The following is a 23,930-nucleotide window of genomic DNA, read 5'->3' as shown; positions in this document are numbered from 1 at the left end:
TGGGTAGGTCTATTCCCGCCCCAACTCGGCCCCTCCCCACGAAAAGGGTGTACTCCTTCCGCGCGCCGGCTCGAGGCGCGCGGGTGATCGAAAGATCCGCGGCCGAGCCGGTTCCAAAACGTTCGGGCCGGCAATCGACCGGCAAGTGCGAAGGACCCGACAAGAGCCATGGGCGAAAGGGGGGCGGAGACGAGGACCATTGGACGATCACGGGCTGCTTGAGCTGGAAGGGCGAAGCGTAGCTGAGCGTCGTGCGGGTCATTCAGGATCAAGTTTCGGCACGATGCGCTCCACGGCCTCCCGAAGCCTAGCTGTCGTCCGACGGCCGCGTTCGTTGATCATCTCCTGCAGCAGGTCATGCGGAATGGTCGGCGCGAAGTCCGCCGACGTGACTGCGCCATCCTGATAGGTGAAGTTGACGGCCATCGCCCCGACTAGGCTCACGTGGCGGGCGAGGTACCACGCAAGCTGGTTGAGACTGGCGGCATGCGCGTATAGCAGAGCCGTGGCGGCGGGGGATTGGTGAAGGGTGACATCGCCCAGCAGCAGCTCATAGCCCCTCCACCACATCAGTTCGCCAAGGCCCCGCCAAGGAACAGAGTCGGCGGACCGGGCGGCGCCCACATACCGTTTCAGAAAGTCTTCGTCATAAAGGACTTCCGGTTCCCCTTTCGCCCAGCCGATCTGCGCGTTGCCCTTTTGATTAACCTGGGTCCGGAGGTACACCCGGGCCTTTCTGTTCTCGTCGCGAACGCCGGCACTCCAGTTGCGAGGGTCGATCAAGATCTCGACGTGTTCCTTGTTGAGCCCGCAGTCGTAGGTCTCGTCGTCCAGCATCCAGGCTAGTTCCTCGTTCAGCCTGGACGTCCCGGCCCGGTGTCGTTCACGGGCCAGGGTCAGGTAGTCAGCGCTCGAGATCGAGCGGTCAAACGGTGCTGTCATTTTTTTCGAAAGTCCTGTGGAGGAGGGAGGCTGCGCGCCGTGAAAATCCGCTGTCGGATCGCTATGTTAAGAACGAGTCGCCCGTTCGAAGCGGCGCATGACATGGTGGTAGACTTCAGGGGTCTTAAGGCCGGCGTCCGTCATCAGGGCAGCAGCCCGTTGCAGCGTTTCGATCGTCGGCTTAAGGGCTCGGAACTCCCCATCATCGTGGTGAAGATCCAGCTCCGAGGAGAGTTCGCGCAGGAGGTCGGTCAGCACTTTTGCCGTTGTCTGGTCGATGGTCATGTGTGAGTTCCTTAGGGGTTAGTCGTTGATCAAAAACAGTGCGTGTGCACTGTATACGATACATAAGTGGCGTAAAGATGTCTTCAATAGGCCGCCAAAAATTTTTGCGGGAGAATGTCTGGATGACTGAGAGCGAGTGGGAGCGGCTGGTAAGTGGCGTGTTGAAGGCCGAGCTAAAGCTTCAGGGTCTGAGCTACGCCGATTTGGCCGAGAAGTTGGCTGCCATCGGCGTCGAGGAGAAGGTGCCCAATATCCGCAACAAGCTCTCGCGCGGACGGTTCAGCGCGGTTTTCTTCGCCCAGTGCCTTCGGGCGATAGGGTCGAAGAGACTAAAGCTCGACTAACGTTGTAGAGGCGCCTGCGCCTCGTCCGGGTCGAAGAGACTGAAGCTTGGCTGACAATTGTGGGACGCCGGCGCCTTGGCCTGGTCCACATGTCGATCTAGACGCAGCAGCAGCGGAACTGGCAGAACAATCCGGATTTTGGCCCTTGGATCTGGGCCAGGGTTTGGCGCGGGTGGACAGGGCACCACCTGACACGCCCATCCAAGATTAACCTGACGTGTCGTTCACGCCGCTCTAGTCGCTAGGCTACGCTTCAACATTGTGCCGCCTGGCCTGCTGCCAGCCAGGCATGTCTTGGGTAAAAGGCAAGGCCCCACTTGCCATTCTCCCTGAAATTTTGGAGGCGTGATCACCCACAATGACAGAGCTAGGCCATAGACCATGACGAAGTGGATCACGACGACGCAACTCGCAAAAGAACTCCAGGTCTCGGACCGGACAATCAGGTATTGGGCGAGGAGTGGTGAAATCCCCGCCCACCGATTGGGCCGGCAATTGCGATTTCACTGGGATGAAATAGACGCTTGGTTGTCCAGCAAAAAGATCTCGCGGCCAGAGGTCTTTCGGCCGCCGGCCGAGCCACAACCTCAAAGGACCATAGGCCGCGGTAAGGATATCTCCGGCCACGGGCTAGAAGCCGCGGTGCTTAGGCTCCTTGAGAAAAGAAGGCAGAGGGCCGAGAAGGAAGCTAACGGCAAACGTTAGGCGTAGTTCACCCGGAGCGCCCTCCCATGGAACGGGAGTAGACCGAGGGGACGACCTAGTGGGAGATACCCCGCAGTGCCGCAGTAGGTGGGGGCAGTTCCTAGTTCTGAGTTATCGAGCCTTAGAATAACTTTTAGCTCTAACCTATCAGATGGAAAGTTTCTTAAAATCTGAGAACTCAGGAACTAGGAACCGAGCGGTTGTCAGATGTTCTGTAGTCGAGCCGTTTCCTCGACCAATCCGAGGACGATGCCAGAAGGAGCAACCACCCCCTCGTAGTGAGCCTTGCGCTCCGCGTGGGTGGCTGGCAGCCACCGTTGCGTGTTGCGCAGCGCCCAGAGATCGACCGTAGAGCCGTTTGAGAGCTTAGTCTTTTGCAGTTTCCTGGCGCCCAGTTCCTGGAGTCCCTTGGTGACTTTGGAAGACGACGGGCCACCGGCAATGGACATGGGGGGTGTGAGCAGGGAGACGATCTCCTGCACGGTCACCAGGTCTTTTCGGATACGGTAGGTTCGGAGGAGCTCTTGAATATCCGCCGCAACAGGCGTCCTGCTGGCCTCGATAATCTCGGTCTTTGCCTCGGTCACAGGCGGGCGAGCATTCGGAGACCAAGCCGAAATGTCACGCTGCAGCAATCTTGCTTTGAAGGCGGGGAACTGCTGAACACCCGTGCTGAAAAGTCGATCGTAGTAGGCTTGGTCGCGCGCAGGAGCGTCGACTCGAAAGACGGCGTTCCGTCGTTCACCCGGCTCAAACACGGCCGGGACAGCGTGGTTGGTGTGGATGAAGATACCCCGCGGCGATCTCACTTCATGCGCTCTGATGTACTTCTCGTTGGCCACAACCTTTTCGCTCGTGAACCACGGCTTCAGCGCGTTCGTAACTTCCCATTTGGATGATGTTGCCATCTCCTCAATGATGAGGACCTGCTTGTTGCCGAGCGCACGTTTGTAGTCGCTTGCGTGGATCGCCGCATCATCGACCTTGACGTTCTGCTCGCCAAAGACACCCATCAGCAGGTCGTTGATGAACGATTTTCCAACCCCAGGCTCCCCTATAAGCATTATCGCGTGTTTGATTTTGATGGCCGGATGCTGAAGCAGGTGAGCGAGATAATCCAACACCCAATTTCGTTCGTGATCCTTCGGAAGCAGAAGCGCGAAGTGCTCATCAATGATCTCGGCACTGCCCTCCCTTGCCTCCAGTCCCCCGGGTCTCCACTCGTTCAGCACGGCTGTCCCTTCGGGACGCCGGATGATCAGCCGCTGATCACCGGCGATGTAATCCGTCCCAATGACTTTTGGCGACCGAGCGTCGTGGATGAAAAGGCTGTGGATCCTTTCGAGGCGGTGAGCGAAATGATTGTTGAAGGATTGGGCGGGCAACGCCGGCATATCTCCAGAGACCGGATGGTAGGAGTCCGTCTGAGCAGAGAGGACATACTGAGCCTGCAATTCGAGGAGCTTGTCGTCTCCGAAGGCCAGCTTATAGGGAGACATCATGTCAGCTGCCTTGAACGGGCACCGCGCGCATGCCGATGAGCCGAGGCTGGTCTCGATATCGAAGCATGTCCGCGGCTTGACCTTTCTAGCATGCCGCAGCTTTGCGGCGGTGTCGTCTTCGCGGTAGCGAGAACTGTCCAAGCCCGACAGCCGGTGAAAACTATCTTCTCCGTCTTCACAATGTGCGGCGAGCGTCGCCACCGCGTACCATTCGGGTTCGCTGACGTCTTCTGGTGTCTCAGAGAGCTGACGCACAAAACCGCAGTGCTTTTCGATCAACGCAAACTCGCCACCCTTGCGCTCGACTTCCACCGCTGATGTCGCCGGCATTCTCTCGGCCGTTCGTCGAAGGGCTCCGGCACCAATCAACATCTCGTAGTCCGCGACAGTAAGGCGTTCCTGTGTTTCTGACACCAACTCGACGACGCGGAGGTCATCGTACTTCCAGTTCCGGGTGCCGATCGGACGAGCGATCCGGGCCAAGTCTGACACATTGTCGAGCGCCCAGCCTTGGGTCTGCAGGGCGGTCCGGATGATCGCAGTGACACCTTCCGTGACTGCGGCCGCCCTAGCTCGGTCAGCCTGTCCTGTGAGGATCAGCGGTTCGTCGAACAGATAATGGAGATACAGACCACCGCCGCTCGAGATAATCCTCGACGGCTCGGGGAGGGCGGTTTGTCGGAGGACTGCGAGCGCGTCCGTTGCACTCGGAGCATAGTTCTTTTTGGCGTGATTGCCGCTGGCCAGATCGAGATCGATGAGGATGCCGGGCAGCACACTGGCCCTGTCCGCCGCCCTCGACGGCTCGGAGAAAAGGCACCAACCGACGTAGGCGCTCTGACGGTTGTTTTGGGCGTACAACCAAGCCTCGAGCTGGGGTCGCTGCTCAGGCCATCGAAAGAATTGCTGCTGCCTGTTTGCGAACCCGCATGCAAACCCGGTGGCACCTTTCCAGCCATCGGCGAAAACCTCCAGATCCGGCTTCTTCGGTTGTTGATCAGTCGCGTTCATTGCGGCGTCCTCGCGGCGGAGGCGAGCGTCGGCAAGTCGCAGAGGCGCACTTCGGGAACGTCAGTGTCTTCGCAAGAAAGGAACACCGGCTCGTGGTCTGGCAGATCGGCGACAACGTAGCTGATCCACGGCCGCAAATGCAGTGACCCGTCTTTCAGCTCGAACACGGCGTAACGGGGACCCAGATCCACCACCGCGTATTGTGCACTTACGATCTCGAGGTAGATGGAACCAGAGCTGGTCCCGAGCGTGAAACCCACGCAAGGAGCGTCTTCCGCTCTCAAGAACCTCTCGATTTCATCTTCCGCGTAGCGCGGCTTGCCACCAATCAGATGAGGCTTCGGCAATCTGCCGTCACTGGCCATTCGTGCGACGGTCTTCTCCGAGACGTTCAGCCGGCTCGCGACCTGTGCTGGTGTCAATAGTCTTCTCATTGCAACCCCTTACGTTTGTATCTTGCCCGACAGTGGTGGGCACCAGGGTGTAAGTGGGCTCACGGCAGAAAATCTGCCATCCGGCACTGCATCAAACTGCAGCACAACGCATCATCACACTGCATTGGAGCTAGCTAAGTGGTGGAAGCAGGTGAGATTGCAGACCTATGTACTGTCCACTAGTGGCTGCCATGCCGATACAATCTCAAAGCGGGTAAATTGCGTCGCGACATTTCTGGAGATGCTGCAGATGAAAGACTTAAACTGTGTTGTTGAGTACGAGGCCACTAAATGGGCACCCCAGGGCATCGCCACTAGGATCGATATTACAAGGTTTGTCATGGTCGCGATGACAACGAGCCTTCCTCCGTGGAGGCCGATACCGTCTCGCCTTGCAGCACAGTTTCTGGGCACCTCCCTCCAGTCACTGGCGAACTGGCGAATGCGGGATCTGGGCCCTGCAACCGAACCGATGCGGCGGGGGCAGGGCAACCGCATATACTATCGCCCGGACAAGATCGCCGAGTGGCTCTCGGGCGGGCAATGTTCCGATTGGCAGTTCTCGGCGCTCTGGCTCCAGCAGATGGGTATGGCGCTCGATGAGGTCAGCGAGAACGCCGTAGGCGATCGTATCGCCCAGCTGGAGGGGGTGTACAACTTGTTCCCTGCCGTCAACCGGCTGTGGCGAACCTTCCGCGAGGTCGAGGCGCCCTAAGCCAGTGAAATAATTGTGCGGTCATTTCGCCGCCGCTTGAGCTCTCGGTAGAGGCCACAGTGGCCACGAACCCAAGGGTCCCAGCTCGATACTCTAGGACAAGCGAATTATCCGTTTGCGTCCTGGCGAACCTTCCCCACATCAGGCCGGCCGCAGCCCCTCGCTGGATCCCGAAGCCTTCCCGGGTGCTGTAGCGCCCGAGTAACCGCAATAAGGCACACGAAATGAAAATTACTTCGAAATTCCCCAGGGTGGATGGGTCCGATCGGCTCAGGGCTCACCTCGAAAAGGAGGAGGAAGAGGCGCCGCGGTGCGAGCCCGCAAATCTCGTTCCGATCATCATCCACGGCTACATCGACAGCGTCATCGGGGATGATGGCGTGGCGACAGGGATGTCCATCATGGTCACAAAGGTTGAGGCCGATTGGGAGGCAGAACCATCGAGCTGGGAAGTCGAGCTGTCGTGCGGGTCGGAGACGAACCATTAACCGTTTGGTTCCGGCTGAAGACTAGAACGCAGTGGTGGGGCGCAGACCCAGACGATCTTTAGAGGCCGACCGGTCAGGATTCGGATGGTCGTGAAGGTTGTACCCTTTAGGGCATCACGGGTCTGTAGTCACTATGATCTCCCCGTTGTTCCCAAGGCGGCGCCCGACCAAACATTGCGAGGGCCCTTCGCCAAGTTACGATCCCTCTTGTGTATGGGATAATAGTGATGGCCACAGGACACCCCCGTAAGTGACGGGGTGTTGAACATCCTCGGCCGATGCCGCGCCCTTGGTATGGCTACCCTTGGTGATACCAGGTACGATGAAAACGGGATGGCCAAGGCGCGGCATCGGTTATGATCCCATGTGCGCGCAGGATGCCATCCCGCCTCTGGAAATCGGCGCGCAGCAGCGCCCCGATGCCATCTGCCCTGTCGGGGATGAAGGTCGCCTTTTCGACGACGTTCCCGATAGTCCCAAGCGCGAACTGCGACGGGAATCCGTCACCGCGCTTCGCGCATTCAATTATTGCACAGTCTACCGGGCGGCATTCGTCATCAACCATCATTCTCATCGCAATGGCCACCGCTCCCGGCGAAGACATCCATGTGGTCTGGTAACTGGTGTCGTCCGAGAAGCGGCGGTCCGAAAGAGCGGCGGGATTATCTGGCCTGAACCACGTCAAGTCATCTGCGGCACTTAGCAGGAGTGGCACCCGTGGGGTTTCCCCGATCGGACGCGTGAAGGGAGACCTGAGAGGTATGGGATTCCCTCCACGGTCGGCGAGCGAGACCTTAGGGACGAATGCGAGGCATGGAAGGATGCCGCCTGCGCTGCAGGGCAGCAGCTGCAGCGTTACCTCTCGCCAGAACCTGATCCTTGCCAGGGATGGCGAGCGAGCCCTGCCGTCGGTGTCCGTCAGCCGCCCGGTCGCGCTGCGCGTTTCGACCATGAAAAGGCGAACCGCAGGGGCCAGCGCTTCGTCGTGCGGACTGCGCATGAAGTTGTACTCTTCGAGATCGGCGGGTTCAGGGCCCGAGATGTAGCGTGGTTCCTCGAATGACTCTGCATCGAGATCTTCGCCGACGAGCGCCGGCGGTAGCGCGGCGGTTTCGGCCCCGAGCAGCTCGGCCACGACACCTCCCGGGTCGGCGACTGGTTCCTCGCATAGCGCGAACCAGGAGGAGAGTCCCAGCTCCTCGTCCAGGGCATGCGCTATCTCAAGCCATGCGTCAGACAACATCTTGCCGCTGTCGAGCAGGGTTTCGGACTCCATGCTGTACCTGACGTATGAGATGGAGGACGGGCCGAGAATCCGCAGCAGCGCCGAATCGGCATCGAAGTCAGGGACGCGTTCCCGTATCAGGGCGCAGGCCGCGCCCGCAAGTCTGAGCCTCGCGTTGAGGTCCAGGGGCCCGGGCTGCCGGGGATGCGCGTAGCGGTGGCGGTCCCGGCGATAGGCTTCCAATGGAAGGCGATCTCCGTTTCCGGCATATGCCAACGCTACCGCATCCCTTCCGGCGGCAGTTTCCGCTCGTTCAAGAAGGTGCAGGAGTTCGGACTGCACCGCCAGGATGTCGCCCGCGGCGATCGAGATGCGTTTGGAAGGCTGCCCGCCTTTGAGGAAGCGAGCGACCTCGCGCCGGAGATCGCCGACAGAAAGCCGCTCCGGTTTCAGCGTTTCCGGAACCTCGCTTCCGAACAGCAAGGATGCCATGTAGTCGTCGAATTCCCTGAACATGTTCGTCATGCCTCCCGCCGTCCTCGCGAGTGGCAGCGGCCATATGAGCGTCGCCCGCGCCGTAAGGCCGTGACCACCGCACCGTCGCCCGACACGACCAGTACCACGTTGCGGGCACGTTCAGCATCGCTGCCGATCGAAATCCGCAGCCAGTCTGCCTTCTTCCTGCTGATCTGAACAGCGGTACAGCCGCCACCGCAAGGGGCCAGCCTGTCCGCCTCCGTGTAGACGAGGTGAATCAAGCTGTCGGTAATCCCGCGCTGGCGCATCCTTTTCATAGCGTGTTCTGTCAAGACCATCGTGACATCTCCCGTGTCCGGGTTGGCCCTGCCCTTGAACCATGATTTTCAGAGGAATTCCGTCGCAGTCCGATTGCGAGACGCTGCAGAGGACTGCGACGGATCTCCGCCCGCCTTCTGTCAATGGTGTGAGCTAGCGCAAGCGCAATACACTCGTTCGTCTGCCTGTCTCCGTTGGCTGGTGGCAGAGTTTTTCAAGGAGGACGTCTGAGGGCGGAAATGCTAGCTTTCCCGCGGATTGGGGAATCATGAACAAGCGGATTGCTATTTGCAGCGGTTCGGCCGTTGCCCTGCTGGGAGTCGGTGCCTTCGTCCTGCCGAAAGGTTGGCAGGCCACTCACGCATTCTTTAGCGAGGAAGCCTCGGTCCAATATCAGATCGACCACATTCCCGCGAATGACTACCTGGCGGGCGTCAATGATGCCTTGAATAAGAAGGACACCGAACTCGCCCAGAGCATTGTCGCTTTAGCGAGTGACCAAGGCATCCAGATGCCTCCTGACGTGAATGGCAGGATCAAGGAAGCAGAGGAAAACACACCGTCGGTTTGGGAAGACATTTGGGAAGGCACGACGACCGGAGAGGCTGACACCACGGCAGGCTCAATCGCGGCTGGGATAACTGACCTCTTAGTCATCGGAGATATCAGAGACCTACATGAGCAGTATCAGCTCTATCCGAAATATGACCCGCTTACCGTCGCGCTGGCGGCCGGAGGAATCGCTATCACGGGTGCAACTGTTGCCACCGCAGGCGGCGCCTTGCCTGCGCGTGCCGGCGTGACGCTTCTTAAGTCGGCAAGGAAGGCTGGTGGTTTAAACACGGAACTGGTCGTCGTTCTGGAAAAGACAGTCGCCAAAACGATCGACAAGGACGCTCTTCAAACCGTTGCCAAGAACGCCTTTCCTCCCAATCTCAAGGTAATCAGAGAAGCGGCTCCCAAGATCGTGTCGTCGGAGTCGATCACGATGCTGAAATCGATGGGGTCGGCTGTCTACACGATCGGCAAAGATCACGGCAAGAAGGCAGCAATGCAGACATTGAGTGTCGCTGAAAGTGCCGCTGACCTTGATCGTTGGGCGCGCATCGCCAAATCCGCTCCCAAGAAAACATTCAGGGCTATGGTCAGACTTGCACCGACAGCAGGCAAGGGTCTTCTGCATCTGGGGACACTAGGAATTGAGGCCTCCGCCTGGACAGCCACCCTGGTGCTATGGCTGCTTTCGACCCTCTATTTCGGATTCAAGGTGTTGCGGTTTGGATTTCGGATGCTTCTGACAACTGGAAGATGCGGAATCCGGACCGTTAAGCCATGACGACCCCCCCTTGTCGGCCTTCATCTATCAACCCGGGGCGAGATGGAGCGAGCCAACCCTTCAGGACAATGAGCGGAGCCGTGGCCGCCTCGGTCTGCTTACACCTGTCGAAGGATACCTGCTCGCGAGAGCAGCTCCAGCAGGGTGGGTCTCCATCGAACCGAGGAGAAGGCGGACGACGGGTGTTTCATCCGCGCAGCAACCGCCGGCCCAATTTTCTGAAACGGTACGCTCGCCGGGTCGCCATTGAAACCATTGGGCCTTCCCTTCAAAACCCACCACCAGAGCTCATATCCGCAGACCAGGATGGCATCGGGGCGCAATTGCTCAAGCACGAGTTCAAACGGCACTCGGCCAAGAGCGAACCTGTCACCGGGACGAATTCGCGACTCCGTTCCCACATAGACGGGAACATAATTATAGAACGCAATCGAATGCCAGATTGCGGCAACATCGCCACGTGACATCTGCCACTTGGGTTTTCCGCTGATGACCTGCGTGATCCCGGTAAAGAACCGATGGGAGCCTTCAATTGCGTATTGCCGCACCACGTAGCTTGTCACGTCCGGCTCACAAAGGCCCACCAGCTCCGGCTTTGCACGATCACAGTAATGAGATTCTCCCAACACCAGCAGGCGGCTACCTTGAAGGGCATTGTCCTGGTGCCCCCAATCATCTCCGAGCCATGGCTTGAACATCAGAAGCCCTTTTGCGCCCGGGCAGCCTGATAAGCAGCGTTGAGACGCTTCGTTTCGCGCTCTGCAAGTTCCTGGAGCTTTGTCCCCAATCCGGAGACGCGGTCGGGGTGGTAGTTTTTCACGGCAGCTCGATAGGCGCTCTTGATCTCATCAGGCGAAGCCGAAGGGGCAACATTCAGTACTACATGCCAGTCGCTGGGCTCCTCCGCAGCATGCTGGTCTTCCTCGGCATTGGCCTCGTCAAATCCTTCGACGAACAGCCTTTCGAACTCAGCTTCACTCCATTTGCGCTCCAGTTCGGACCATTGGGCGAGCGCCGCTCCATCGAGCCGCCCGGATACGGCCTGCCGATGGCTTCTGAAGCGCAGAGGAAAGACAACCGCGGCGACCAGCATCGACACCAGGAATGGGCTCACCAATACACCCGGATAAGGCTGCCAGACGATCACCCCCTGCAAAGCCCAGAACCTGTCCGCATAGGCGAAGGCAAGCACATAGCAAACAACAACGGAGACGAAAAAAATGCGGACCGTGTCGGAGAACGCCGCGCTGGCATCCTGCCAGGTCTTCCATTCATCAAACGCTATATGCCAAAAAAGGATCGGAAATTTCTCTCTTACTTGGCGCCTCTTGGACTCAATAAAATCAGTCGCTGAAACAACCCGCTCTTCATTCGCTTTGATTTTGCCGTTGAGTTCCCGCCCCAGTTTCGATCGCGTGTCGAACCGACTTTCGCCGCTTCCCTTTGTTAAATAGAGCCCATTCCTCGCGCCAATCGCATAGCTATTCTGGATATCGGTGATCAGGTGCGACCGTTCGATGATCAGACGTTTGACCTCTTTTGAAATTTCGGCCGAATCGTATTTCGAAGCATCCGGAATTTCCGGATATTCAACGTTGTGTTTCCGTACGTATAAATAGGTCGCCAGAGAAATGAGGGGAAATAGATAAAAAATTGCAGTTATCGTCAGGGTTATCATCACGGACAGAGCGTGAATGATGAGCCCAAATGCATAGAAAATCGCTATGCCAACGAATATGAGAATGCCACCGCCGTCGCCACTTTTCTTCTTTCTTCTGGCCATGGTTATCGGCCAATAAATAAACTAACTATGCATCCCGCGACAAACAAATAGAATGCCGCGCTGAATATGTAGGTCATAACTGGGCTGCGGGCATGCCGCGTAGCCCGGACTACCGAGCCATAATTTCCTGACGGAAACATGTAAATGAACCACTGGAAAAAGAAGCCTGGCGCCAGAAGCCACTTCCATCGGCGATCAAACTTCAGACCGGGAATGTTCTCCCGTTGCCAGCCCATTCCACTCCCCCAAAAAGATACGCCCCGATGGCATGATCATTTTTCGATTCCTGGTGTCAACAGAAACAATGCGCCGCGTACGGCAAACCGACAGAGACTACTGACAAATACTTCTTGGCCCCCAGCCATTCGGAAATGGTCAATGCGGCAGGCGGAGTTTGTCGGACCGCAGGAGGCCGGGGGGAGGCGCCTGAGGATACTGAGGCTCGCAGTCGCCGATCAGAGGTATTGACCGTCGTGCAAATAGCCACACGTGTCCCTGAAGCATCGCGCCAGTTCGTGTCTCGATCCGGCTCGGCAGGTCCCGACCACGGGATCTGTCGCTTGGAACGCGATGGACGGTTCACTTCCCTGCAGTCCCGGTTTTCAGAGAACGCCTTGGCCAGATCACAAAGGTAGACGTAGAAGTTCGCATCTGTGCCCCTGCAGTCTGCTCGATCGACGTCGCCGACGGTGGGAGAAAAGCTGAGAATGTCATCGTCTCTTCCGGAAGCTGTAGCCAAGTTCATGATCTGGATGTCCACGCCGTTCTTCCTGAAGAACAGGTAACAGATTGACGATGTATTCCGAGCCGAGCACGCGAATTTGTACGTCCTGCTGCTGGTTCGGTGAAGGCGCCAGCCGAACTCCCTGATGACGTTCCAGACGTCAACGGGCCGATTGACGCCTTGGTGCAGCCTAGGCGGATTTGGCGGAAAAATCCCGTGCAACGTGAATTCCGCTTCGCTTGCCAGGCACTCGATTGTATTGGCGCAATTCCAGTTGAGGTAGGCAAGGTAAGCAATCTCAGCGCGCTTAAGAATGTCGCCTCGAGTCTTCATGCGGACTACGACGGCGTCCCCTTCTTTCACGTCCGATCGCCAGCAATTGACAGGGTATAGGGTTTCCTCGGGCGCAAAACGAACGAAGGCAACAATGTAACTCAACGTCAGATATCCTTGGCACAGTGCAACTACCATCTAGGAAGCACGCATCGCGTGGTACGGCAAGTTGAACAGTGCGATGTGCACGCGGGGCACTGCGCGGCCGCATCGGAGTCAGATAAGGCAACCGACAGATCGCCTCGTACAAAGACTTACCGGGGAGGCCGTCGTTAGAGCCGATGGTGAGGAAGAAGAGCCCACCGGTTCGAAGACTAGGGGGCGTCCGGCTGAGCGATGACCTCATTCGGATAAACGACCCGGTTGAGCCGAAACACAAGGTTCCTCACGAAGGCCGCGATTTTGGACGCATGCTGCGGCTGGATGTGCCTGACTGCGCCGCTGGCCTCACGATCGCCTTCATGAGCGATCTGGTTGCGGCGCTTCACATAGCCGGCGAGAGTTCGCTTCAGGTCATCGGTCGTGCTGTTTGGGCCGGGCCATAGGGCAGACACCGAGTCAAATATTCCAGCGTGTCCGATCATGTCATAGCCGGCGTCGATCTTCTCGGGGGCTTGGTATGAGAGGAATGTCAGCGAGCGGTCCCGCAGTCGATTGGCTAGTTCCTGATGTAGATTCGCCGCCGCGATGACAGGCATTGCATCCCGGAAGTTCTGGGCGTTCCGTATCGGCACGATGTTGACCATCGCCTCAGCCAATGAGTTCGGTATCGGGTTCGTTTGCAGGACGTGAGGTATCCGATCGTACAAGACGGCATGTACATACGCGTCCAGGGCCGAGAGGCTCGCGACGATCGCGGACCGTGGTAGCCACAACAGATCTTCATTTTCGGCCGTAAGGCTCCCTCGCTGGCCCAGTCCGCGTGCACGGCGAAGCTCTTTGTACATGGCGATGAGGTTGTTCGCGGCCGCAATCGCGTTCTGAAAGTCCGTGTAAGCCGTCACATTCTCCTCCTGGGTCGCCGCTGCCGCTTCAATGTCGTCGGCCGTACTTCACCCTTTAGCGTCATATCTCCGATCGTCTCACCCCAGAATCCCTCAGTTTGGAATCTGCGATCGGAAAACGTCAGATCCTATTAAATTCGGTTATCCTAATAACCGCCCAACATGTCTTGGTGCCAAAAGGCGCTTCCCGACAGGCGGCAGAAGGAAGCATCCGGCGTGTCAAGTTCATACCGATAGCAGAGCAGAACGGCCGCGATGCATTGGGCTGAGGCCCTAGTATGCGACCGCGCATTAACACATAACTCAAATCGGGACGTCCCTACATGGAATCTGTAGCCGAGGCCGCCATGCCGTCGAGGTTAAGAGGCACCGCTCGACAGGTGGTCTCTCGGCTGCGACACTCAGCGTTCTTGGAATCCACTCCGCTAACCTTCCTCGACCTGTTGCTGGGCTGCGGCGGAAAGTCCCCGCTTGGCGCCCGCCTTTGAGTGGAACAGATCTTGCTGATGCTGACGCGCGCCGATAAGTATTCCTGACGAATCCAGAAAATAGACCCACATAGTTTTCGTGTGGACTGGCTGGATGGGGGCATGGGTGGGACGCGGCCAGCAAGAGCTGAGTTGGAGTGTCCAGCAGCGCCTCGAGTTCATTGAGTACCGCCTGTTCTGGGCGGGACGTGTGAACCGAGGCGGTTTGATGGGCCAAATCGGATTTTCGGTGAACCAGGCGTCCACCGACGTGAACCGCTATGTCGGCTTGGCTGCCAACATAGTCTACGAGATCGCCCCCCACGGTACTCTGCCCGAAACGCAGGCCAAGGCAATCGCGCTCGACTACGGGATGGTCGGCGGCAAGGCAAAGATGAAGGTGCGGCAAGCGCGGGCTCGATACCGATGGAACCCGCAGGATCAGCAGATCGTGCTTTTGAACCGGGAGAATATCCATGGCGATCATGGATAGATTTTCCCTCCTTCTGGGCGGGCAGGGGAAGACGGCGATCGAGCCGGGGCTCCACCCGCTCGACGTGGCCGAAATCCGGATGATTGCGGATGCTCGTACGGAGCGGCTCGCCGGATTTGCCTCTTCGCCACGTCTGCATGCCAGAGATCCCAAGGGTGATACTCCCCTGCATATCGCGGCACGGATGGGCAACCTGGTCCTGTGCGATTTGTTCATTCGTGCGGGCTCCGATCCGCTAGCGCGGAACCATGAGCGCCAGACGCCCGCTGATGTTGCGTTTGCCGAGGGCCATCTTCTCGCGGCTCAACTCCTCTTTTCGCTCCCCGGCGAGCCGCAGGTCGAGACGTCACGCGATACCTTCGTTGATATGCCGCAGGGCGACGTCGAGACTGAAGAGGGACAGTCGCCGCCCGCCGGGTCAGCGCCGCTCGAAGGAAGCGAAGACCGGATTGACTTGCTGACGTTCGAACCCGAGGAAGACCCAGAATACTTCTTCGATCGATCAGTCGGCAATTCGGCCTCAGGCACCTTCGTAGCGCTGCTCACCAGTCCACCGACAGGTTTAGCCGAAGCGGATGTCGATTGGGCGGTTGACCTTTCCCCGGCATCGATCTCTGGCGATGGCATCGGCTCCGACGCTGCAATAGCGCCCGATCAGGGCGGCGATCATGACTTCCTCAAGGTCCGCAACCGGGGTCGGCAATCGGCGAAGCGCGCCGTGTTGCAGTCGGGCACGCGTCTTTCCATTGATCCCGACATCTGCCTGGCTTGGTCGACGGAGATCCTCGAAAAGCGGTGGTTCAGTTCTTACGACGTGGACGCCCTGATCTTGCTCTGCGAGGGCAACGGCGACCCCGATGAGCTACGCGTCAATCTGCTCCGAACCCTGGAGGTGGCGGGTCTCGAGTTGTTCGATGGGGAGAACGAAAATAGCGATGTACTTTGGGACATCAGATCGGAAGTTTCGGCCGACGAATTGGCCGAAGCAATAGAAGCGAATTTCACGCGAGCAACCCGCCTGCCAGGAACCCGGCGCTTCGACATGGACAAATCCAATGAAGCAAGGCTGCTCGACCCGATGGTTCGAGCGAAACAGGAGCTCCAGTTGGGAATTCTCTCCTCCGAGCCAGCAGTCAAAGGCATCACGGGCGCGATTGACAAGGTCCTTGACGGCACTTGGAAGCCACAAATGGTGACGACGAGAACAATCGTCCCCTCGCGACCTGAAAGTTCCGAAACAGCGGCATTTTCAAACGCGGGTCAGGTCCTGCGCAAATGGAATGCTACGGGTCGCGTGATGGATGGCAAGCGTCGGAGGGAAGCCTTGCAGGCGCTGGAAGCACTCGATCTCTCACCGGCATTCCAAGGGGCGATCGTAACGGTCCTTGCCGAGCAACCGTCGTTTGTCCGGGCGTCTCGTGAGTTGACTGGCTTGATCTCTGTTTTTGAGACAGCTGTCGAACGCCTGGTCATCGAACACCTTCCTTATGCACGTCGATTTGCTGCCCGCAATGCTGAAGACAGGGAAGATCCTGAGGACGTATTTCAAGTCGCGTTCATCGGTCTACAGCGGGCCACCCGACGCTTCGACGCAGAACACGGCCATCGTTTCGTCCACTATTCGACATTCTGGATGAAGCAGTTTCTGACGCGATGGCGCGGGGATGAGGGGGCGCTCATACGGGTCCCCGTTCATCGGCACCAAAGGCTCGCTGACCTCGATCGGGCGATCGAGAGGCTGGACGCAAGAAACGGATGCCCCCCGACGGATGACGAACTGGCCATAGAACTTGCATGGCCCTTGGAGAGCGTCCGACAATTTCTACGAATTCCTCGTCAATGCTTCGATCTGGGCTGTCTCGACGACTGGGAGGGCGTCGGTTCTGAAGCTGATCAGGAGCATTTCCTTGGTCGGGCTGAAATGGCACGAATTGCATCGGAAGCGCTCGTAGAACTCCCGGAACGTCAAGCGGACGTGATCCGGATGCGGTTTGGCATCGGACGCGACGATGAGATGACGCTGGAAGAGATCGGTCAGATCTACGGTGTGACACGTGAGCGTATTCGACAAATCGAAGCGAAGGGGCTCAAGTACCTTTCGCATCCCGCCCGCAAGCGACCTCTGCAGGCATTGCTGGGGATCTGACGCATGGGTGTCCGCAACGCTCCACCACATGCCGGCTCAATGCTCGAGTCCCTTCGGGGGCTGGGCTATGTCCCTGCCACCGCGCTGGCCGATCTGGTCGACAATTCCGTCACGGCAAATGCATCCGAGGTCGGCATCCATCTCGAGTGGAGAGGTGCAGACAGTTGGGTGAGGATCGTCGATGACGGCGATGGCATGGACGACTCGGCCCTTGAAGCAGGAATGAGGCTTGGCGCGCGTGATCCAAGGGGGGATCGCGCCACCAGCGATCTCGGCCGGTTCGGCCTCGGCCTCAAGACGGCGAGCTTTTCACAGGCCCGACGGCTAACGGTTGCCAGTCGTCGCAAGGGAGGCTCGATTGTCTGCCTGCGCTGGGACCTTGATCTCATGGGCCAGGAACACGGCGCCGAATGGCCACTTTTCGAAGGCCCTGCGCCTGGATCAGAGCACCTGCTCGAACCTCTCGATAGAATGGAGCACGGTACCGTCGTCCTGTGGGAGACGCTCGACCGCATCGTGACGCATGGCTTTACAGCCAATGACATGATCGAGCTGGCTGACCGTGTCGAAGCGCACCTCGCCATGACCTTCCATCGATTGATCGATGGCCCACAGCCCGAATTCAAGCTCCTACTCAACGGCCGGGTCGTGAAGCCATGGGACCCGTTTCTTATGGGACATCCTGGCAAAGCCCTCGAGAGCCTCGACTATCGCCTGCTCCACACCACCGGCGTGACCGTTCAGTGCCACGTGCTACCGCATCGCGACATGCTCAAGCCTGCCGAACAGGAAGCCGCCGCCGGACCAAACGGGTGGACCCAGCAGGAAGGGTTCTATGTCTATCGCAATCGACGACTTCTGCTTGCCGGCGGCTGGCTAGGCCTCGGCGACGGTGGCAAACCTTGGCCCCGGGATGAAGCGCACCGGCTTGCGCGGATCCGATTGGACATTCCAAACAGCGCGGATGCTGAATGGAAGATCAACGTTCTGAAGTCCATGGCCAGCCCGCCTGTCCGGCTGCGGTACCAACTTCATCGTCTGGCGTCGGAGACGCGGGACACTGCCAAGCGGGTCTTCGCACATCGCGGGCACGTCACATCGGCCTCCAGCGGTCGGTCGAACGCGCTAGCCGAAGCATGGCAGGTCCGGCGATCGACCCAAGGCACCTCCTATCGCATCGCCCGGGACCACGATCTTGTCGCCTCCATCCTTGATCGCGCGGGCCCGCTCAAGGCGGACATCCTCGCCCTTCTTCGGCTGATCGAGGAAACGGTTCCTGTTCAGCGGATCTGGCTGGACACCGCCGAGGACAAGGAAACGCCTCGGACCTGCTTCGCGGGTGCCCCCGAACACGAGGTACAGGGAACGCTGTCCTCAATGTTCGAAGCGCTTGTCAGATACCGCGGTCAAAGTCCGGACGAAGCCCGCGAACGGCTCGGTCGCACCCCGCCATTCGATCGCTACCTCGAACTTGTTGCTGCTCTTGAAATGAAGGATTCGGAATGACGGTCTCCGATCAAAAGGCATTCGATTCAATACTATCGATGGCGCAAAACATGCTCCGTCTCGCCGCAGAGCGTGCACAGAGCGCGGTCACGCCGGAGATGATCGAAAAGGAACTGAAAAAGCTCGCAGTCCTGATGGAAGAGGATTTCGATCTGATCGATCGGGAAGCGCTCGTGGATGAATTGATCCGCCGTTCGAGCCGCACTGTTGGCGAGAATGCAACCCTCTCCAGTGGCGAGGATCACGTTCCTTGGCTCGATGCAGAACGCAAGAAAGGCTGGACCTACTGGCGACGCTATTCCGAGTACATGGAGACGCGCATCCCTTGGACTGCACTCGACGCCCTCGATGTGGCGACAGACGAAGTTCTGTCCCAACTCGAGGATCCGAGACGCGAGGGTGCCTGGGATCGGCGCGGTCTCGTCGTCGGTCACGTCCAATCGGGCAAGACCGGAAACTACACTGGCCTGATCTGCAAGGCGGCGGATGCCGGGTACAAGATAATCATCGTCCTCGCCGGCCTGCACAACAATCTCAGGGCGCAGACACAGATCCGACTCGACGAGGGCTTTCTGGGTTTCGCGACCATAGCCGATGCTGACGAGCTGCCGGCAGTCGGCGTCGGACTGATCGACAGCGACACATCCGTCCGCCCCAACGCCGCGACCAATCGCAGTGACAAGGGCGACTTCAACACATCGGTTGCGGCCAAGATGAATGTCAGCCCGGAGCAGCGGCCTTGGCTATTCGTGGTCAAGAAGAACAAGACGGTGCTAGAACGCCTGCTCCACTGGATCCGGAATCGCGTCGTTAACCACGTGGATCCGGAAACCGGTCACAAGCTGGTTACCAACCTGCCTCTGCTCGTCATTGACGACGAGTCCGATCACGGGTCGGTAGACACCGGCGAGGATGTCGTGGACGAGTTCGGCAATCCGGATCTGGAGCATCAGCCGAAGACTATCAACAGGCTGATCCGGTCGGTCCTGCATCATTTCTCACGGAAGGCTTATGTCGGCTATACGGCGACGCCCTTCGCGAACATCTTCATCCATGACCGTGGCGAGACGCAGGAACATGGGCCAGATCTGTTCCCTGCTGCCTTCATAACCAATCTTGCCGCCCCCTCGAACTATGTCGGGCCTGGGCGGGTCTTCGGCTCGGCCTCAAGTACGGCCCATGACTTGCCGCTGGTCCGCCCGTTGGCTGACGATGATTTCCAGAGCTGGATGCCGCAAGGCCACAAGAACGGCTACCGTCCGCGCTGGAAGGGGGAAGATCGAATCCCAGACTCGCTTGCGGAGGCCATCCGTTGCTTTGTCTACGCCTGCGCCGTTCGCAAGCTGCGTGGCCAGGGGAGCAGGCACTCCTCCATGCTAATCCATGTCACACGATTCACCTCTGTGCAGAACGTGGTGGTCAGCCAGGTTGCAGAATACGTGCGTGATCTGAAAGGGCGCTACACGCGTGATATCGACCTTGCCGCTCTCGAAGCCTCTATGGGGCTAGAGTACGAGACGGTTTTCGTGCCGGAAATGCAGCGGATCCGCAGTGCCCTCGTCGAGGGCGAAATTCTCAACGACTTCGACTGGATCGACGTGCGAGCCGTCTTGCCCGATATCCTTTCGGACATTCGTGTGCGGGAGATCAATGGCACAGCGAAGGATGCACTGGACTACGCGGAGAACGAAGGCACGGGCCTCAAGGTCATCGCAATCGGCGGTGACAAGTTGGCACGTGGCCTTACGCTCGAAGGGCTCTGCACGAGCTATTTTCTGCGAACTGCCCGCATGTACGACACCCTGATGCAGATGGGGCGCTGGTTCGGCTACCGCGACGGATACCTTGACGTCTGCCGACTCTACACCTCGACGGAAATGGTGGAGTGGTTCGGTCACATCGCCGATGCCGCCGAAGAACTGCGTCAGGAGTTCGACAACATGGTCGCGGCTGGCGCGACCCCGAAGCAGTTCGGCCTCCGCGTAAAGTCTCATTCCGTGTTGACTGTCACGTCTCGCGCGAAGATGCGCAACGCGCGCGCGATGCAGCTGACCTACTCCGGCGATCTGCTGCAGACGATCGTGTTTCCAAATCGCAAGGATGACATTGCCGCCAACTTCCGGGCGACCGATCGCTTCATCAAGGCCCTAGGCCCCTCCCTGGACCTGAACCAGCAGCATTTCGCTCAGGGCCAGCGTTGGAACGGCCGTCTCTGGAGGGACGTGCCCGCCCTCAGCGTGATCTCCTTTCTTCGCGAATACCGGACTCACCCGGCCAGCTTTCGTATCATGAGTCCGCTGATCGCCGACTTCATCGAAGAGATGAACAAGGACCGTGAGCTCACACGTTGGACCGTGGCCCTGATCGGAAAGGACAGCGGTCCAGATGACAAGCATCGGAGCGTCGGCGGTTGCTCCGTCAACATGCTCCAGCGCAAGCGCACGACCGAGCACTCCGACCGTTATTCCATCAAGACGCTGATCTCGCCTCGCGACCAGGCCATCGATCTTACGGAGACGGAATGGACGGCTGCCCTTGAGCTCAGCCGGAAGACCTGGCGCAACGACACGGACCGCAACGAAGGCAGAGACCCTCCATCGGAACCTCGTGGCCCGCAGATCCGCCGAATCCTGGGAGAGGGGGTCAAGGACGCCGGAGTCCCGCATCGCCGCGATCGGGGTCTGCTGATGCTTTACCTGCTTGATCCGGCGGAAGCTGGTGAAACGCTTGCAGACGCCGACCCGGTTGTCGCATGGGCGATCAGCTTCCCGGGAAGCACTTCTGAACGCAGGGTCTCGAACGCGAGCTACGTTGCCAACAGCGTCCTGTGGGGAGGCCTCAATGACTGGGTGGACTGAGGAAGGGCTCATCCGGGCATGGCGAGCTCTCGTCCACCAGGAGGCAGGCGAAGACTGGCGTTTCGTTCACCTGACGGGAATGGACGAAGTCTCGGTCGAAGCGGGTTGCCATTTTCCCGCAGGTCGGGAGGCACTTATCGTTTCATTTCCGGGATCATGGCCCGTCAGTCCGGCGCGTCTGCCCGAGGGCAAAGGATTCGATGTTGTCTGCATCGAAGGACAGAAAGTCTTCGCCGGACGAACGGCCATCGCCCTCGTCCGTCGAGCCGAGGGATCGTCGGACATCTTTGCAATCATGGCCGTCGATGTGCTTCGTGCGCTGGAGGCGGCAGTCTCGGCAGCACAGCGTGACGTGATGGATGCATTCCTTGAGAGGGTCAGGGAGTGGCAAGACTTCATGGCGCGCAAACACCGCCCTTTGTCGCCCGATGCGCAGGTCGGCCTGATGGGCGAACTATGTTTGCTTCGGCTGCTTGTGGATTCTCCGCTTGGAGTGGGCGCTCTTGACTGCTGGCAAGGACCATTGCGGGCGGCGCAGGACTTTCATGTTCGTGGAGGCGCCATCGAAGTGAAGAGTACGACGCGGGCGGGGGCCTTCCTCGCGCGCATCAACAGTATCGAGCAGCTTGACGGTGACCGGTCACCGATCTTCCTTTCTGCACTTCGATTCGAAGAAAACACAGACGGCACATCGCTCGTCGACCTGGTTGCGGATCTGCGTGCAAGGTTCACGAAAGTTGGTGTTCATCGCGCGTTCGAAGCACTTCTGATGGTAATGGGATTCCTCGACGAGCATGCGCAGCTCTATGGGCGTCCACTCACGCTCAAGGAGGCCAGAGTGTTCCTCTCGGAAGGCGAAATGCCACGTCTTGTCCGTTCCGCGCTGCCGGCCGCCGTGCGCTCAGCCACTTACGTTCTCGATCTCGACGCCCTTGGGGTCCCTTCGACAGGGCTCCCGGAGCTACTGAAGGCATTTGGACTGAATTGAAATGAGCCTTGAAGATTTTCACCGTAATTTCCGCTCCGACATGCAGACAATCATCGCCGAGCGGGTCGAAGCCGGCGAGGGACAGTTTCCTTCCGAGGAGCTGATCTTTGCGGAAATGGTCATGGAGCATGTCGCGGAGGCGGGTATCTGCGAGACTCCGACGGTCTGCCATTGGAATGGCCAGGTTGGTAACGCAAGGCTTCGCATCACGGGCTACGCACTCAGTCCCGATGAAACGGCGTTGGATCTGTTCGTCACGCATTACTTCGGCGCCGAAGAACTGAACGATCTGCGAGACTCGGATGCGGCTGCGACCGCCAGTGAAGGCGTACGATTCCTCTTCCGTGCCGCGGGCGGCAACCTGGAAACACGGATAGATCCCACGCATCCCGTTCGAGACCTTGTGGCGACAATTCGATCTCGCTGGGCGGATATCGACCGACTTCGAGTCTTCGTGATCACCGACGGCCGTACCAAGACCAAGCGGTTCTCGAACAAGGAAGTTCATCAGAAGATGGTGGCTGTAGAAGCCATGGATATGGAACGGCTGTTCCGCCACACCGAGGGCAAGCCGCGAGATGAACTTGCTCTCAGCCTTGTTCAAACGATTGGACGCCCGCTGCCTTGCGTCCACGTCCCAGACCCTGATGCGGATTACGAGTACGCCTTGACCGCCATTCCGGGGCAGCTCATTCGGGACCTCTACCTGCGCTTCGGATCTCGCCTGCTCGAAGCCAACGTGCGGACATTTCTCGGCTCGAAAAAGACCGTCAACAAGGGCATCGTGGAGACACTCAAAACGGAACCTGAGCACTTCCTTGCGTTCAACAACGGTCTCGTCCTCGTCTGCGATGAGGCTGCGTTTGAACGATCCGACGATGGCAATATCGGCCTTTCCTTCCTCAAGGGTCTGCAGATCGTCAACGGCGGTCAGACCACCTCGACGATCTACTTCGTCTCCCGGGACGATCGCACCATTGATCTGAGCCACGTGATGGTGCCCGCGAAGGTCATCATTCTCAAGGGTTCCCAAGACGAGGCAAGAGAGCGGCTGATCAGCAACGTCTCGCGCTATGCGAACAGCCAGAACGCCGTGAAGATGTCCGACCTGTCTGCGAACCGCCCGTTCCATGTCCAGCTCGAGAAACTGGCAAACGAGACTTGGTGTCCTGACGGTGCCACGCGGTGGTTCTACGAGCGCGCTGCCGGGGCATACAACGTGATGCTGCTGCGCGAAGGAACAACTCCTGCTCGTCGTCGCAAGCTGAAGGAAACGGTTTCGCCGAAACGCAAGCTGACGAAGAACGACATCGCCAAGTTTCATGAGGCATGGCGCGGCAAGCCGAACCAGGTGGCGATGGCCGGCGAAAAGAACTTCGCCGCGTTCATGGCCGCGCTGGACGAAGACTCCACGATCGTTCCGAGCCCGCTTGATGTGCGCTGGTACCGTGCGATGATCGCCAAGGTCATTCTCTTCAAGGCCATCGAGAGCATGATCAAGACAAAGGACGCGAAGGAGGTATTCCGACAGGGTTGGGTCAACATCGCCACATACGTTGTTGCGGTCATGTCGGACCGGCTCGGGGACAGGCTCGACCTCGAGCAGGTGTGGCTCAGGCAGGGGATTTCTGCCGGCCTGCGGGATCTGCTGTGGGACTGGGCCGTTGTCGTGAACTCCGAGTTCAATCGGATCGCGCCTGGACAGCAGTTCTCGGAAGTAGCAAAGCGCGCCGAAACCTGGAACAAGGTAAGAGCAGCCGACTTTCCGGCACCACGGGGGCATGTTCAAGAGCTGCGCGGTGCATAGGTGCAGGCCGCGGTGCGAAGGACAGATCCACTCCGCAAT

General features: G+C 58.9%; 17 protein-coding genes. 9 read left to right on the top strand and 8 right to left on the bottom strand.

What is annotated here, in order from left to right:
* Positions 1-258: 258 nt before the first annotated feature.
* Positions 259-942, bottom strand: coding sequence for a hypothetical protein (locus EN845_RS20320; protein ID WP_127872247.1), 684 nt, complete (start codon positions 940-942; stop codon positions 259-261).
* A 66-nt stretch (positions 943-1,008) separates the two neighbouring features.
* Entirely contained in the window at positions 1,009-1,227 is a 219-nt protein-coding gene (locus EN845_RS20315; RefSeq protein ID WP_127872248.1) for a hypothetical protein, read from the bottom strand.
* A gap of 122 nt (positions 1,228-1,349) precedes the next feature.
* On the opposite strand from EN845_RS20315, the gene EN845_RS20310 reads away from it, so the two are divergent.
* The gene (locus EN845_RS20310; RefSeq protein WP_127872249.1) at positions 1,350-1,571 is read left to right on the top strand and encodes a DUF6471 domain-containing protein; all 222 of its coding nucleotides are present in this window, start codon (positions 1,350-1,352) and stop codon (positions 1,569-1,571) included.
* 908 nt (positions 1,572-2,479) lie between these two features.
* Here the strand turns inward: EN845_RS20310 and EN845_RS20300 are convergent.
* Positions 2,480-4,789 (bottom strand): primase-helicase family protein, encoded by a 2,310-nt coding sequence (locus tag EN845_RS20300; RefSeq protein ID WP_127872251.1) that lies wholly within the window; start codon positions 4,787-4,789, stop codon positions 2,480-2,482.
* Positions 4,786-5,223 (bottom strand): helix-turn-helix domain-containing protein, encoded by a 438-nt coding sequence (locus EN845_RS20295; protein ID WP_127872252.1) that lies wholly within the window; start codon positions 5,221-5,223, stop codon positions 4,786-4,788. Before EN845_RS20295 ends, EN845_RS20300 begins: the two co-directional genes overlap by 4 nt.
* Before the next feature lie 157 nt (positions 5,224-5,380).
* Here EN845_RS20295 and EN845_RS20290 point away from each other — a divergent pair, with 157 nt between their 5' ends.
* Entirely contained in the window at positions 5,381-5,938 is a 558-nt protein-coding gene (locus EN845_RS20290) for a hypothetical protein (RefSeq protein ID WP_127872253.1), read from the top strand.
* Positions 5,939-6,724: 786 nt separating this feature from the next.
* Here EN845_RS20290 and EN845_RS20280 read toward each other — a convergent pair.
* Positions 6,725-8,176 (bottom strand): hypothetical protein, encoded by a 1,452-nt coding sequence (locus EN845_RS20280; RefSeq protein WP_127872255.1) that lies wholly within the window; start codon positions 8,174-8,176, stop codon positions 6,725-6,727.
* A gap of 538 nt (positions 8,177-8,714) precedes the next feature.
* Here EN845_RS20280 and EN845_RS20275 point away from each other — a divergent pair.
* Entirely contained in the window at positions 8,715-9,782 is a 1,068-nt protein-coding gene (locus EN845_RS20275; RefSeq protein WP_127872256.1) for a hypothetical protein, read from the top strand.
* Between the two features lie 98 nt (positions 9,783-9,880).
* On the opposite strand, the gene EN845_RS20270 is transcribed toward EN845_RS20275, so the two are convergent.
* From EN845_RS20270 to EN845_RS20260, 3 genes are all read right to left on the bottom strand, one after another.
* Positions 9,881-10,480 carry a hypothetical protein gene (locus EN845_RS20270; protein WP_127872257.1) on the bottom strand — a complete coding sequence of 200 codons (600 nt, stop codon included), beginning with the start codon at positions 10,478-10,480 and terminating at the stop codon, positions 9,881-9,883.
* A complete protein-coding gene (locus tag EN845_RS20265; RefSeq protein WP_127872258.1) occupies positions 10,480-11,565 on the bottom strand; it encodes a DnaJ family molecular chaperone in 1,086 nt (361 codons plus the stop codon). The genes EN845_RS20270 and EN845_RS20265 overlap by 1 nt, the downstream gene beginning before the upstream one ends.
* A 1,371-nt stretch (positions 11,566-12,936) precedes the next feature.
* Positions 12,937-13,626 (bottom strand): HEPN domain-containing protein, encoded by a 690-nt coding sequence (locus tag EN845_RS20260; protein WP_127872259.1) that lies wholly within the window; start codon positions 13,624-13,626, stop codon positions 12,937-12,939.
* 582 nt (positions 13,627-14,208) lie between these two features.
* On the opposite strand from EN845_RS20260, the gene EN845_RS20255 reads away from it, so the two are divergent.
* Genes EN845_RS20255 through EN845_RS20230 form a run of 6 tightly spaced genes read left to right on the top strand, consistent with a single transcriptional unit; the run spans position 14,209 to position 23,891 of the window.
* On the top strand, positions 14,209-14,586 hold the full coding sequence (locus tag EN845_RS20255) for a hypothetical protein (protein WP_210235363.1): 378 nt from the start codon (positions 14,209-14,211) through the stop codon (positions 14,584-14,586).
* A complete protein-coding gene (locus tag EN845_RS20250; protein ID WP_127872260.1) occupies positions 14,570-16,732 on the top strand; it encodes a sigma-70 family RNA polymerase sigma factor in 2,163 nt (720 codons plus the stop codon). The genes EN845_RS20255 and EN845_RS20250 overlap by 17 nt, the downstream gene beginning before the upstream one ends.
* Before the next feature lie 3 nt (positions 16,733-16,735).
* Positions 16,736-18,238, top strand: coding sequence for an ATP-binding protein (locus tag EN845_RS20245; protein ID WP_127872261.1), 1,503 nt, complete (start codon positions 16,736-16,738; stop codon positions 18,236-18,238).
* Positions 18,235-21,096: a Z1 domain-containing protein gene (locus tag EN845_RS20240; RefSeq protein WP_127872262.1), complete on the top strand. Its 2,862-nt coding sequence runs from the start codon at positions 18,235-18,237 to the stop codon at positions 21,094-21,096. The genes EN845_RS20245 and EN845_RS20240 overlap by 4 nt, the downstream gene beginning before the upstream one ends.
* Positions 21,080-22,084 (top strand): PD-(D/E)XK motif protein, encoded by a 1,005-nt coding sequence (locus tag EN845_RS20235; RefSeq protein WP_127872263.1) that lies wholly within the window; start codon positions 21,080-21,082, stop codon positions 22,082-22,084. Before EN845_RS20240 ends, EN845_RS20235 begins: the two co-directional genes overlap by 17 nt.
* 1 nt (position 22,085) lies before the next feature.
* A complete protein-coding gene (locus tag EN845_RS20230; protein ID WP_127872264.1) occupies positions 22,086-23,891 on the top strand; it encodes an AIPR family protein in 1,806 nt (601 codons plus the stop codon).
* Positions 23,892-23,930 lie beyond the last annotated feature (39 nt).

The sequence above is a fragment of the Mesorhizobium sp. M8A.F.Ca.ET.202.01.1.1 genome (assembly GCF_004791595.1).
Lineage (GTDB): Bacteria > Pseudomonadota > Alphaproteobacteria > Rhizobiales > Rhizobiaceae > Mesorhizobium.
This window is presented reverse-complemented; position numbering and strand designations above follow the sequence as displayed.